General features: G+C 58.0%; 8 protein-coding genes. All 8 read right to left on the bottom strand.

From position 1 onward, the window contains the following. Positions 1–13: 13 nt before the first annotated feature. Entirely contained in the window at positions 14–1861 is a 1848-nt protein-coding gene (gene recD, locus ACPXSQ_RS13790; protein ID WP_013026977.1) for an exodeoxyribonuclease V subunit alpha, read from the bottom strand. Further along, the gene (gene recB, locus ACPXSQ_RS13785) at positions 1858–5397 is read right to left on the bottom strand and encodes an exodeoxyribonuclease V subunit beta (RefSeq protein ID WP_426144082.1); all 3540 of its coding nucleotides are present in this window, start codon (positions 5395–5397) and stop codon (positions 1858–1860) included. The genes recD and recB overlap by 4 nt, the downstream gene beginning before the upstream one ends. Continuing rightward, positions 5394–8285: a pitrilysin gene (gene ptrA / locus ACPXSQ_RS13780; protein ID WP_426144080.1), complete on the bottom strand. Its 2892-nt coding sequence runs from the start codon at positions 8283–8285 to the stop codon at positions 5394–5396. The genes recB and ptrA overlap by 4 nt, the downstream gene beginning before the upstream one ends. Positions 8286–8386: 101 nt before the next feature. Continuing rightward, positions 8387–11764: an exodeoxyribonuclease V subunit gamma gene (gene recC, locus ACPXSQ_RS13775; protein WP_015699608.1), complete on the bottom strand. Its 3378-nt coding sequence runs from the start codon at positions 11762–11764 to the stop codon at positions 8387–8389. A gap of 112 nt (positions 11765–11876) precedes the next feature. Beyond that, entirely contained in the window at positions 11877–12203 is a 327-nt protein-coding gene (locus ACPXSQ_RS13770) for a prepilin-type N-terminal cleavage/methylation domain-containing protein (protein ID WP_019104747.1), read from the bottom strand. Next, a complete protein-coding gene (locus tag ACPXSQ_RS13765) occupies positions 12163–12567 on the bottom strand; it encodes a DUF2509 family protein (protein WP_426144077.1) in 405 nt (134 codons plus the stop codon). The genes ACPXSQ_RS13770 and ACPXSQ_RS13765 overlap by 41 nt, the downstream gene beginning before the upstream one ends. After that, entirely contained in the window at positions 12564–13091 is a 528-nt protein-coding gene (locus ACPXSQ_RS13760) for a prepilin peptidase-dependent protein (RefSeq protein WP_028715745.1), read from the bottom strand. The genes ACPXSQ_RS13765 and ACPXSQ_RS13760 overlap by 4 nt, the downstream gene beginning before the upstream one ends. Then, positions 13088–13558, bottom strand: coding sequence for a prepilin peptidase-dependent protein (locus ACPXSQ_RS13755; protein WP_013026984.1), 471 nt, complete (start codon positions 13556–13558; stop codon positions 13088–13090). The genes ACPXSQ_RS13760 and ACPXSQ_RS13755 overlap by 4 nt, the downstream gene beginning before the upstream one ends. Positions 13559–13636: the final 78 nt, after the last annotated feature.

The raw sequence follows: 13636 nt of genomic DNA, 5'->3' as shown, positions 1-13636 counted from the left end.
GCCGCCCTTGCTGTTACGCCTGCCCGGCCGCCCCTAACCTTTCCACCAGCCCGCTTCGCCGCTGCGTTTGCAGCTGTACGGCGCGGTCAAATATTGCACGATCGCTGTAAAGCGTCAGTTGACTGCGCGCACGCGTAATTGCGGTATAAACCAGCTCGCGGGTCAGCACCGGCAGAAACTGGGTCGGCATGACCAGCGCGGTATGGTCAAACTCCGATCCCTGCGACTTATGTACCGTCATAACCCAGGCGGTTTCATGAGACGGCAAACGGCTGGGCTGAATCGCTTTCACGCTGCCGTCTGGCAACGGAAAAAAGACTCTGAGCTGGCCTTCTTCATCGCGCAGAGTAATACCGATATCGCCGTTAAACAGCCCCAGTGCGCTGTCATTACGGGTGATCATTACCGGCCTTCCCGCATACCAGCGGCTGCCCAACGCAGGACGTCTGATGCGCTGCAGCTGCATCAGGCGTTGCTCAATGCGCTGATTCAGCCCGTGCACGCCAAAGGGCCCTTCACGCAGGGCACACAACAGCTGATAACGGCTGAATGCGTCAATAACCTGCTCTGGCGTAGCCTGATGCTGAACGGCATGCAGATAATCGCTATAACCCCGCGCTACCTCGTCCAGCATGGCCTGATAAGCGTCGCCGTCGTTCAGCGGCTGAAAAGAAACATCCTGGTGTCCGGCGGCAAAAATCGCGCTCATCTGGCGCGCATCGCCCTGGTTCACCGCCCGTGCCAGCTGACCTATTCCAGACTTTTCATCAAAACGATAGCTCTGTCGCAGCAGGCAAATGCTGTCGCGAACGGCTGGCGCGGCCTCAACATCGTCGCCTGTGAGCGTGCAGCCGGTCAGGGCCGTCAGCTGTGCAGCCCGTGACGGGCTAAATCCTGTTTCGCTGCAGCGGCAAATATCCCCCAGCACGGCGCCCGCCTCCACCGAAGCCAGCTGATCGCGATCGCCCAGAAAGACCACGCGCGCATGCTGTGGCAAGGCAGAGATCAGTTTTGCCATCATGCTCAGGTCGACCATTGAGGCCTCATCGACCACCAGCACATCCAGATGCAACAGGTTGCCCGCGTGATAGCGCAGACGCTGCGTGTCCGGTTGTGCACCCAGCAGGCGGTGCAGCGTCGTCGCTTCCGCAGGGAACCGGGCGCGCTCTTCCTCGCTCACGGCCAGTCCCTGTAGAGCTTTACCCAGCGACTCCGTTAAACGGGCCGCGGCTTTGCCCGTGGGTGCCGCCAGCTGTATGCGCAGCGGCACCGTATTCAATCGGATTAGCGCAGCCAGCAGCTTTGCCACCGTGGTGGTTTTACCGGTTCCCGGCCCACCTGAAATCACGGCGGTTTTTCGCGTCAGCGCCACGGCTGCGGCAATCTTTTGCCAGTCGTCAGGACGGCTGCCAAACAGGCTGGTCAGTACCTCGCTGGCCCGGTGCGCATCAAATGTTCCTTCGTCGGGCTGCAACGAAAAAAAGCGCGCAACCTGCCCTTCGCTCTGCCACAAGCGATGCAGATACAAACGCTCATGGCTCAGCACCAGCGGGGTGACGGCACTGCCATCACTGATTGCTGACCAGCCCGCCAGTGCAGCATGCACATCGTCCGGCGCGCCTGCGGCCTGCCATAGTGCCTGGGCCAGGGCCGGCTGACGCCCCGCAAAGAGTCCGGCCTCGCTCAGATTAGCCAGCGGCAGACAGACGTGACCTTCTCCGGCATCGGCACTGACGCAGGCCGCTGCCAGCAGCAGAAAAGGCTGGGCGTCGTCCGCAATCAAGCGGGCAAACTGTATATCCAGAGGACGCAGTAAACGCTTTTCGACTGCCTGGAGCAGTAAGGCGTTTATATCACTCATAACATTTCCTCTGTATTGCCAAACAGCCTGTCCATTTCATCAATAAACGCCGGGTCGGGTCGGGTGGCGAAAATGCCGTTGTCGGCCGGGCAGCCATCGACGCCACGCAGAAACAGGTAAAAGACGCCGCCGAAATGCTGTTGGTAGTCATAGCCTGCCAGACGATGCTGGAGATAACGGTGCAGCGCCAGGGTATACAGCTGGTATTGCAGATCGTAGCGGTGGTCGATCATCGCCTGCTCCATCGCCTCGGGCGTGTATGCGGCATGACTTTCCCCCAGCCAGTTCGATTTATAATCCAGCAGATAGTATTTTCCCTGCCAGCGGAACACCAAATCAATAAACCCTTTCAACATGCCTTTCACCTGGCGGAAATCCAGTGCCGGACCGCGCTGCGACAGCGGATCGTACCGGCGTACCAGCGCATCCAGATCGGTCGCGGTCAGCAGGTTATTGATCGGGAGATAAAATTCCATTTCAATCAGCCGGTCGCGGCTGTTAATACTGGACAGCGTTACGCCTTCCTTGTTAAGCGGCGTTGTCAGGACGCGCGCAATCCACTGCTGAATGACCGGAAGCCAACTGAGTGAATACCCGTTTTGCTGGAGCTGATCTTCCAGCCACAGCGCCTCTGGCGGTTCGGTGAAATCGATTGATTCAAACAATCCGTGGAGAAACGTCCCGGGTGCCGCACCGCGCGGAAAATGGTGCGGCGTCAACAGGGTATCCTCTTCGTCTGCCGTTTCGCCTGCGGCGTCGATATCAAATTTAGGCAAGGCGTCCAGCAGCGGTGAGCTACCGTGCTGCTGCAAACCCGAATAACTGGTGACGCGCCAGCTGTCGGCCAGCGCTCGCGTCATTTCCCGACTGCTCAGCGCATCGTTGCTGCCCAGGCCTTCATGCCAGATCGCCCCGGGCTGGAGCGCGCTGCTGATAACCTCAATTCCCGCGCCCTCAAGCGCCTGCAGATGCTGACTGAGCTGCGCGGCATCGGCGATTTCGCCGCGCTGCACCAGGAAACCGAGCGCGCTTTTGTGCAAGTCGCTTTCACCCGCTTTTTTACGCGCGCCCTTAATCAGCGGTGCAATACCTACGCTGCAGTGGTGAACCGAACGGGTCAGTGCCACGTAGAGCAGGCGTAAATCCTCTGCCAGGCGCTCCTCTTCTGCCAGCGTCAGGCTGTACTCATCCCCCTGCACGTCCAGCATCGCAGCAAAGCTTTCACGATCGTGATACAGCGCACTGGCGGCCTCGCGGAATCCGGCGGCAAAGGGCAGCCAGACCAGGGGATACTGCAATCCTTTCGATTTATGAATGGTGACGATTTGCACCAGATGACGATCGCTTTCAAGACGCAGTTGCTGACTGGCCGCCTGGCTATCGGGGCGGGCAATTTGCTGTGCCAGAAAACGCACCAGCGCATGGGTGCTGTCGAGCTGAACCGCCGCTTCCTGCAGGAGTTCACCCAGGTGCATCAGATCGGTTAAGCGCCGTTCGCCATTGTCTGATGCCAGCATATTTTCGGCCAGTTGCCGCGTGATCATCACGTCGCGCAGCATGGGTAAAACGCCGCGCTGATGCCAGATTTGCTGCCAGCTGACAAACTGCTCCACCAGTGCATCCCAGTGGCGTTCGTTCTGCGCCAGCGCGTCCAGTTCGGCGGCATCAATAGCAAAGATGGACGTCGCCAGCGCGCTGCGCAGCAATCGCTCCTGTTCAGGTGACTGAACCGCCTGCAGGAGCCATAACAGTTCACGCGCTTCCGGCGTGGTGTAAACGCTGTCGCGGCTGGAAAGATAAACGGAGGGAATCGACAGGCTGTTTAGCGCATCGCGGATCAGGCTGGCCTCGTTACGGCTGCGCACCAGCACGGTAATGTCCGATGCCTTAACCGGCTGCAGGGCATCGCCTTTACCAATCAGCGCCTGCCCCTGCTGTCCGGCTACCAGCCAGCGGCTGATATCCGCGGCACACTGCTGCGCCATAAATTGTTGGTAATCACTTACTCCCACACCTTCACCCGGCTGAAGCCAGAAGCGCAGCGCGGGCTGCGGTTGCTGCTGATAAATCAGCTTCAGGGCCTGATTAGGCGCAGCCGGACTGACCGGGAGAAAAGGAATGGAAGAGAACAGAAACGGCGTATCAACCTGTGAAAACAGCCGGTTAACGCTGTCCACCATGTCAGGCGAGGAGCGCCAGTTAGTATCTAATGTGTAGTGAGCACTAACTTCACTACGGGCGCGCAGATAGGTAAAGATATCCGCACCACGGAAGGCATAAATCGCCTGTTTGGGATCGCCAATAAGCAGCAGGGCTAACTCTGGCTGATGGAGATACAGCGTACGAAAGATACGATACTGCTGCGGATCGGTATCCTGGAATTCATCAATCAGCGCGACCGGGAAGCGCCCGCGAATCGTTTCCGCCAGCAGTGCCCCGCCCGGCTGTTGAAGCGCCTCATCCAGACGGCTCAACAGGTCATCAAAGCTCAGTAGTGCGCGCTGACGCTTTTCGCGCTGGACCGCCTCGCGGACCTCGGTCAGGGCCTGCCAGATAATGACGTCTCGCAACGTCAGCGGTTCGGCCAGAAAGCGATCTACCGCATCAAACAATGCATGTTGCGGTGCCTCGCCCTTTTTGGTCTTCTCGTGCAGCACCTGCTGCCCAAAGCGCTCCAGCTCTTTGGGCAACTGGTAATCAAGCGTGTCATCGAGTGCCCACTGGGTGACTTTAGCCACCCAGTTAGGTAAGTGCTTACTGCTATAACTGCGCTTATCAACACCAGACGCGCTAATGAGCCCTTCCACATCGGCGCTGGCAGCCTGCCACTGCTGCTTAAGGGCGTTAATTCGCTCAAGATTGGCCGCATGGCGGGAGGCCAGCGTTTCCTCTGGGCGAGGTGGGCGCCTGAGCGTCGGTGACTCCCCCTGCAGCCAGGGCCGCAGCGTGGTCAGTAAGCTGTCCGGCCCGCTCCACTCCGCCGCAATGACTCTGGCCACATCCAGCGACAGGGGATAACACTGGCGACGCCAGAAATCGGCCGTGGCCTGTCGGAGCAACGTTTGTTCGTTTTCAATCAGCTCCTGCTCGAACAGCATGCCCGATTCAAAAGCGTTCAGGTTAAGCATGCGCTGACAAAAGCCGTGGATGGTAAAAATTGCCGCCTCATCCATTTGTCGCTCGGCCGCCAGCAGTTGTGACGCGGCCTGGGGCAGATCGGCGATCTGCTCCATCAGCTGTTGGTGCATGGGGTTATGGCTTTTACCACGCACGCAGGCCAGACGTAGCTGATGGATATTGTCACGGATACGACCGCGCAGTTCAGCCGTAGCGGCTTCGGTAAAGGTCACCACCAGAATCTCTTCGACGGACAGCGGCCTGCGCCAGGCGTTCTCGCCGCCCAGCCCTAATAGCAGACGTAAATAGAGCAGGCCGATCGTAAAGGTTTTACCGGTCCCCGCTGACGCCTCAATTAACCGCTCGCCGCTCAGCGGCAGCGTTAACGGGTTAAGCGACTCGGGTCTTGACTGCATCATTGGGTTTCACTCTTTACCGGCAGCGACTGCTGCAGTTTGGCGATTTCCTGCCAGGTTCTCCAGCCAGGCAGCGGGGCAAATTCGATTTTACGCTCGCCGCTTCCGGCGATCTGCGACGTCATGGCCATGCCTTTTTTCTGCATCACGGCCTGATGAAAGAAATCGGCCAGGCCGGCAGGCGTAAGCAGCTGGACCTGCTCCATCAGCTTTTGCCGGGTATCGAAGTCGTTGTTTTGGCGATCAAAATCGCGGCTGAAACGATCGGCTTCTTCGTTCAGCGTTTGTGGACGCTGTCTGAGATCGTTGAGCATCGCCTGCTGATACTGCGTAAAATCGGCCTGGCTCATCGTACGCAGACGCTGCTCAGCCTGGGGATAAAATGCCTGATAGCGCTGCATTAGATAGGCGGGCTGCTTGCTGTTACTCTGCAACAGAAAACCAATTCCCCACTGACGTCCCACCGGCATCCGGAAGGCAAAGACGGCATAGCCCAGTTGCTCTTCCGTCCGTAGCTGATTGTAAAACCATGGCTGCACGATCTGGCTGAGCATCGCGCTGTTGGCCATGCTCTGGTATTCGTCATAGCCTAAAGGAATATAGAGCGCGGCCAGCGCAGAGTCGGTACTGCTGCCGTGCTGCTCCAGATTCGCCTTTAACGGCTTTTCAACGCTGAGGTAGTTGCTGTGCCAGTAGTGAGTCCCTTTGCACTGCATCTGCTGTTTCAGATCGCGCCCCAACTGCGTGACGCTGTCGGCGCTCAGGTTGCCAACCGCCATCATCTCAGGCGTGGCATTTTTTAATAACGCATCGCGGTAAGCCACCACCTCATCCAGCGTAATGCCGCTCACCAGTTTGCGGCGGGTTTCTCGCTGAGTATAAGGCAGTTGCGACAGGAGCTGCATTGGCTGAATAGCCTGCTCAAAGGCTTTGCCTTTTTCGGCCGCGTCCAGTCGCTCCAGGTACCAGGATTTAGCCTGCTCCAGCTGCGACTCACTGGGCTGGAAGGTGCGGTAACGATCCACCAGCTGTTTAAGCAAGGCGGGCAGACGTTGCGTAAAGCCACTGGCGTTAAAGACCAGACCATCGTTCTCACTGGTCGAAAAGCTGATACCGCCAATGGAGGCCTGTGAGCTCAACTCATCCAGCGCCAGGCTGGCCAGATAGTCATTCAGACCAAACAGCACCTGCTGGCGCGCATCGCTGATGGCCTGCTGGTTTCGCAACGCCACGGTAATGCTGGCTTTGGGCTCATTCGCATAGAACTGGCTTGGCATCCAGTAAATACGCATCCCGAAATCGTTATCTAGCTTTACCGGATGGCGATAGGCCTTCTCTGCGGCAGAAACCAGCGTAAAATCATCGGGAATATAGGGATTCAGCACCGGCATCGCGAGCTGAATCCCGCGCCCGCGCTGCTGCCACTGCGTAAACGTCTGAGCGGTAATTTTATCTACCTGATAAGGCGCATTGACGAAATAGGCCAGCCTGTTGTGCGGCTCCTGCGGGCTGATATACCAGATGCGCGCCTTCTGCGGCGTCATCTCTTCCAGACGGGCCTGAATTGCCCCGGCATCGTAGCGGTCGGCAAGATAAGGGGCATCCAGCGTGTGCTCTACCGGTACCCGTAGCATCGTATCGGCCAGCCACTCGATATAATCCATGTTGCGGGTAATGGAGGGATAACGGAAATCCAGCGCCAGAACATGTGAAACTTCGTCGAAGTAGCGACGATCGATGCCTTTTTCGCGCAGCATGGCAATGTAGCTAAAGACGGCCGCCACGACGTCGTCGCGCTGGGCGAGGCCTTTATCGGTGAGTGAGACGCTGATCGTAAAGATGCCGCTGTTGCGCTCGGTAACCGGATCGGCTCCGGCGCTGACGCCATCGGCCAGCCCCTGTTTTTGCAGCCAGTCAGCCAGCGTATTGGAGCTACGGTTGCCAATTAAATAGCCGATGAGCGTGTCCGTTTTACTACGGAAGCGATCGCTGTTATTCGGAATGCGGAACTCAATTTTGAGCTGTTTACGGGGTTGTGCAGGCACATAATGAATAAGAATACCCTGCTGCGCCTCGGTGACAACAGGCTCGTTAATCATCGGAACGCTGGCATTGTGGTTAGCCACCCGACCAAAGGTGTCTGCCGCAATGGCAGCCATCTGCGCCAGGGACTGGTTGCTGTAGATAACGGCCTTCATCAGGTTGGCAGAATAGTGGCTGTGGTAAAAGTCCAGCAGCGCCTGATGCAGGTTACTGCCGGGTTTATCTCGCAGGGTTTCAAGATTGCCCCCATAGAAGTGCGCTGCCGGATGGGCCGGATTGATCGTCTCGGCCCCCACCTGCCCCATGCGCAAAGCGTCGCGGGCGCGCGCCATTGTCAGCTCAGCATTGACCGCATGACGTTCCCGATCGGCATTGACCGGATCCAGTAACGGCGCCGCAATGGCGTCGGCCAGGCGATCGACGGCAGGCGCAAGGGCATCGTTTTCCACTTCAAGGTAAAAAGCGGTGCGGTAGGACGCCGTGCTGGCATTGTGGCTGCCACCATGCTTTTTGAGGAAGTCCGCCAGGCTGTCAGGTTCCGGATAACGCGTTGAGCCCATCAGCACCATGTGCTCAAGATAATGTGCCAGGCCAGCCTGTTGCGCAGGATCGTCCAGTGAACCAATCGGCAGGGTTAAAGCCGCCAGCGATTTAGGAGCATCCTTGTCTGACACCAGCAGCACGGTCATGCCATTATCCAGCGTAATAGCCTGATACTGACGCGGATCCTGTTCGCTTTTACCGATGGTACTGTTGACGGGCTGCCAGCCCTGGCCCGTTTCGGCCTGAACCGTAAACGCCACCAGGCTGAACAGAATGGCCAGGATCAAGCGTGCATGTGTGCGCATGTAAACCTCTTACGTTACCCAAAAGCCGCCTTGCCAGCGCATTGGCGGCTGAAAATACAACAAACGTTCGTTGGTGTTCTCATCACCTGCAAAGGTGTGACTTACCGATCGTCCTGATGGGCCTGCAGCACCGGTGAGTACCAGCACGCCGCCGCCTCGGTTATGCGCTGTAGCTGGGATTCGTCCAGTACTCTGCACAGCCGCTGCAAATAGGGATCGCTTCCCTCGCCCTCCTGCTGATACCCCCCCACCCAGGCCGCCAGCAAATTGTTGCGGGCTTTGAGCTGCGTGGCCTCATCACTGAGGAACTGATGGCTTTTCTTATCAAAACAGGTGCTAATCCAGGCGCCCCCGCTTTTGGTCAGGAGCATCAAGGGTTCGCGCATTCCTTGCAGATAACCTTGCATGTAGCGCGCTAACTGGGCCGTGGCGTCATCCGGCGCAACGGCGTGGAAGCACCAGTAGCTCTGCTGGCGGCCAAACATGCGGCTTCTGCCGTTACCGCCCAGTGCACAATAAACTAAATGTTCGAGCCACAGTAATAAACCATCATTGATATTCAGCACGCCTGGCCGCCAGCGCAGTAGCCCGTCACTCTGCACCTGAGTCAGCCAGCCGGACAGGCTGACGCCGTCCAGATCCAGATTGATTTCCCAGCTTTCCCCTTCGCTACGTTGAGAGGTGACGTCTGCCGCCACCTCCTGCATCTCTTCACGCTGAGCCTGCCAGAACAGTTCACCAAACGCGCCGTAAGGTAAGTTTCCGGCAGCGCGGTGATGGGCATAAAGACGATCGGTGTCCTCGCCTGTTACCAGTGCATTCAGCAGTTGGGCATTAATCTGGTAACGCTCCAGGCTATCCAGCGCAAAGGGTTCGCTGTCGGGGAGTTCATTTTCTTCAAGCCAGAAACTCACGCCCAGGCGTTGCTGAAACCAGGCCCGCACGGGATGACGCCAGAATCGCAGGAACTGTTCAAGGGCTAATGTCTCTACGGGCGGCGTGAGCAGGGGCTGAACGAAATCGGGCTGGGGCTGACCCGTACCCCGCGCGGCGGGAAGCCATTCGCGGGCAAAACTGTGGGCTGCCGACGCGGGCTGAAAGTTCTCGGGCGCGAACGGCATCCGGCTGTGTAAGTGTTCCAGATGCGCCCTGACCCGGCGCGCGCTCTCGTCCAGATCCTGGTCTTCATCGCCTGGCAGATAAAAACTTTGCCCAATATATTCCAGTAATTCTGTGACCAGCACGGACGGATAACGTTCGGTATTGTCCTGTATGGCGCGTCCGATATAGCTGATATAGAGCTGTTGCTGCGCGGAGATCAGGGCCTCCAGAAACAGGTAACGGTCGTCATCACGGCGGCTACGGTCACCTTTACGCGACTGCTGTTGCATCAGGTCAAATCCCAGCGGCGCCAGGGTACGCGGATAAACGCCATCGTTCATCCCCAGTAAACACACGACGCTAAACGGGATGGAACGCATTGGCATCAGGGTACAAAAGTTGATTTGTCCGGCGAGAAAACGCTGACTGATACGCTGCTGGTCCAGTCGGCCGCGCAGATCGTCGCGCAGCAACACCACCGGAATGGGCTCATCGAAGCGTGCGTCCATGCCGTATTCAATCAACGCCTTCCACTGCTCTTCCACCAGCAGCAGTGCAGCTTCAGTTTCGGGATCGGCCGTAAAGAATGCATTGAGCAGCTCGCGGCACAAAGGCAGCCACGCTTCCAGCGGGCGCGGTTCGGACAGCACCTGACGCCAGTGGTTGAGCCGCGACAGCAGCTCAGCCAGATGACCTGCCAGTTCGGCCACCAGTCCACTTGACTCATCGTAGGGCAGGATGCCCTGCCAGTCGCCATGCTGGCTTTCCATCGCATAGCCAAGCAGCATGCGTTGCAGCCCAAAGCGCCAGGTATGCTGACCGGTAACCGGCAGGGCCAGTGCCTCAACGCTGGCATCATCCAGCCCCCAGCGTACGCCCGATTCGCTCACCCAGCGCCGCAGTAAACGCAGCCCGCTTTCGTCAATTGAGAAGTGGTTCGCTAAGGCGGGCACGTCCAGCAGCGCCAGCACATCTTCGGAGACGAAACGGCTGTCGGGCAGCGCCAGTAAATGCAGAAAAGCCACAATCGCCGGATGCGCCTGACTGGCACGGCGGTCAGAGATGGCAAATGGCAGATAACGTTCGGCCGGAGCATTAGCAAACACGGCCTGAATAAAGGGCGCATAGGCGTCAATGTCGGCGACCATGACAATGATATCGCGTGCTTTTAGCCCGGGATCCGCCTCCATCCGCGCCAGTAAATGATCCTGCAACACTTCCACTTCGCGTTGGGCACTGTGACAAACCTGTATGGCGATGGATCGATCCGCTGGATCCAGACAACGCTTTTGCCCACTGTAGGCCAGTTCGTCGGCCGTCAGACCGATCACGGCCTTGTCCTGCAGATTGAGAAGATCGTGCTGCATGCTGTGCAGCAGGTTGTCTTCCTCTACATCGACAAAGGCATCAATTTCGCTGTTAAGATCCATCTGGCTGAGCAGGTAAAGGTTATCGCGCCCCAGCTTGCCCCAGGAGGCCAGGAGCGGGTTCGTGAGCTGCTGCTCGCCTTCGTCACTGAATAGCGCAGGCGCACGCGCCACATCGCTAAACAATCCACGATACTCCTCCCGATCGTGGCGGCGACGCTGACGGCTTTGTAACTTCGCCAGAAAAGCATAATCCTGAATGTCGCCCCAGTAGTCGCGGCAGGGATTCGTGAACAGCAGATAGATATCGATATGTCGCCCCAGCGCCTGTAACGCCTGAAGGTAGACCGGCGGAAGCGCTGATATGCCGCAAATAAAAACCCGTTCGGGCAGGTTGGCTGGTGGGGTCTGCGTCTGCTCCAGCGTATGGATAAAGCGCGCATAGAGGTTGGCACGGTGCCATTTAGGCTGGCCCAGTTCCTCGGTGTAATTCACTAAGTCACGCCATAGCGCCGCCTGCCAAATCTGGGCATCGCCCAGGCCGTCGATGTGCTGACCCCGCTCCCAACTGTTCAGCCAGTCGGCGCGATAAACCAGATACTGGTCAAACAGGTCAGCGACGCGGGCACTGAGCTGAAACAGTTTGCGCTTGTCACCATCATCGCTCAGGTAATGGCGCAGTGAGGCAAACTCATCCTGTAGCAGCAGCGAGGGTAAACGGTGCATCAGCTTCCAGCTCATGCTGGCTTTGCTAAAAGCGCTTTCGACCGGAATGTCCGGCAGTACGCGAACAAACATTTCCCAGATAAAACTGGCCGGTAGCGGAAATTCAATATTCGCCGCAATGCCAAAGGTGTGCGCCAGCTCCATCTGTAACCATTGCGCCATGCCCGGACTTTGTACCAGCACCATTTCTGAGGCAAAAGGATCGTCAAGCGGATCCAGTTTAATCACTCTGGCTGCCAGGCTTTTGAGCAGATCAAGCTGATTAGAGTGATAAACGTGAAACATGAAAACTCCTGTGGAAAATCAAAACGGCATAGCGACCTCAGAGGATACTCACTCTACCGCGTATCGCATTTCAAGCCTACCAAAAGGCGGGTAAGCATAATGCCCTAACCGCTTAACAGGTTAAACGCATCAGGCTGGCGTGACGTTGATGCGGCCCGCTCACCTCGGCTTTTTCCAGCACACAGCCTCCCGGACCTTGTGTTTTCTCGAAACGGGATTGCCAGCCTGGCACCTCGTGGCCAAGCAGTCGCTGCTCTGCAACGCGCCAGGCTTCTCGTTGCTGCCACTGCTGACTGAAACCCAGCGTCAACACCCGGTGATACTGAAGCAGAGCGCTGGTGCTCACAGCCATCAGTAGCAGGGCAAACAGGGCTTCCGGCAGGCTGAACCCACGCGCGTCAGAAACATTGCTCTGACGCGGCCAGCGGGCAGTAGTCAATCCAGCCCTGCGGCAAAGGGTGAATGGTGCTGCCCTGCACCCGTACCCAGCGCCACAGGGCCATCTCGCCAGTGCGGTCTTCACCTTTAAGTAATCCTTTGTCATCTGCGGTTCTTTGCAGGCAGCTCTGCCAGCCATACCGGTTCTCCTGTTGGCAGATCAACGGCGGCTGCTCGGGCCACTGTAAGGTCAGCCCCCACTGCAGCGCCGACTGCGCCTGCCAGAATCCCTGAATGAAACGCTGCTCATCGGCAACCCCGCGCATCCCCTGCGTCAGCATGTCGCGGCTGGCGTGCAGCGTTATGCCGCCTGTCAGCATGATGATTAACACCATCCCCAGCGCGCTGTTGCCCTGCGCCTTCACAAATTCATGCCCTCTACCCAGCGCACCACTGTTTCCTCCTGCTGACCCGTTCGCCCCTGCAGCATTATCCTGACCCGCTGGCCTTCCCGCTGCAGTTCAAAGGCTTCCACAGAGAGAAACGCGGGGTCGGACAAGCGCTCCCAGCCACTGCCATTGCAGTTATCCACACCGCGCTGCATCTCCAGCTGCTTTTGCCGCAGCCGGTAGCCGTAATAGTCGCTTTCACCATGGCTGATATCTTCCCAGCGACCGCTGCTGTTCTCATCAAAGCGGATAAGCAGGCAGCTCCCGGTTATTGTTAATCCTTCACGGCCACATTCTCCCTGGCAATAGCCTGCCCGTCGCACGGCTTTTTCCAGTGTAGACAACATCTGCTGCAGCTCCGTTTGCAATTGCACCCGCTGTTGCAGACGGAGATTTTCCCCCAACAGCAGCGGCATAAAGCGCCCTGCGCCCACCATCAGTACCGCACTGATGGCCATCGCAATCAGCATTTCCAGCAGGCTAAATCCGGCCACTTTCATTCGCAGCCTGCTTCCTCTGAGGAGCACAGGCGAATCCGCGCCCGTGACGAGATGATCAGCCGGATTCGTCCCGCTGGATTGACCAGCTCAATGCTGCCCGCTCTGGCCACGTTGCGCCGTCCGTAAAAGCCTGGCTCACCGCGTAGCGGCTGCAAGGTCACGCCCGTGTGCGGCGCAATAAAATGCAGGCGTCGGGCGGGATCACAGCCGTTTACCGGCGCATCGCCAACACCTAAGCACCAGGGCTGCATGGTTCGCGCCCATAACACAAAGTCGCGGTTTTGCCAGTTGGCCTGCGCCCGTACGCTGAGCAAAAAAAATTGCAGCTGGCGAGCGCTGTCACGCAGTTGCTGACGCTGCTGCCAGCGCTGCCAGCCCTGCGTGGCAAACGCGCTGAGAATGCCGACAATCACCATGACAAACAGTAGCTCTGCCAGCGTAAACCCTTTTGATGTTGGTCTTTTCATGGCAACAGCGTGCGATCTGGCGGGCGGGATGGCAATGTGTAAAAGCGGGAACGGGAAGCGGCGCTGCAGACTATTTCA

Source organism: Pantoea sp. EEL5, from assembly GCF_049892805.1.
In the GTDB taxonomy this organism is placed as follows: domain Bacteria; phylum Pseudomonadota; class Gammaproteobacteria; order Enterobacterales; family Enterobacteriaceae; genus Pantoea; species Pantoea ananatis.
The sequence above is the reverse complement of the archived record's forward strand: the minus strand, read 5'-3'. Positions and strand labels throughout refer to the sequence as shown.

Coding starts and splice junctions, on each gene's coding strand:
- recC (WP_015699608.1), bottom strand. CDS start 11,764: ATGTTTCACGTTTATCACTCTAATCAGCTTGATCTGCTCAAAAGCCTG.
- recD (WP_013026977.1), bottom strand. CDS start 1,861: ATGAGTGATATAAACGCCTTACTGCTCCAGGCAGTCGAAAAGCGTTTA.
- ptrA (WP_426144080.1), bottom strand. CDS start 8,285: ATGCGCACACATGCACGCTTGATCCTGGCCATTCTGTTCAGCCTGGTG.
- ACPXSQ_RS13760 (WP_028715745.1), bottom strand. CDS start 13,091: ATGAAAGTGGCCGGATTTAGCCTGCTGGAAATGCTGATTGCGATGGCC.
- recB (WP_426144082.1), bottom strand. CDS start 5,397: ATGATGCAGTCAAGACCCGAGTCGCTTAACCCGTTAACGCTGCCGCTG.
- ACPXSQ_RS13755 (WP_013026984.1), bottom strand. CDS start 13,558: ATGAAAAGACCAACATCAAAAGGGTTTACGCTGGCAGAGCTACTGTTT.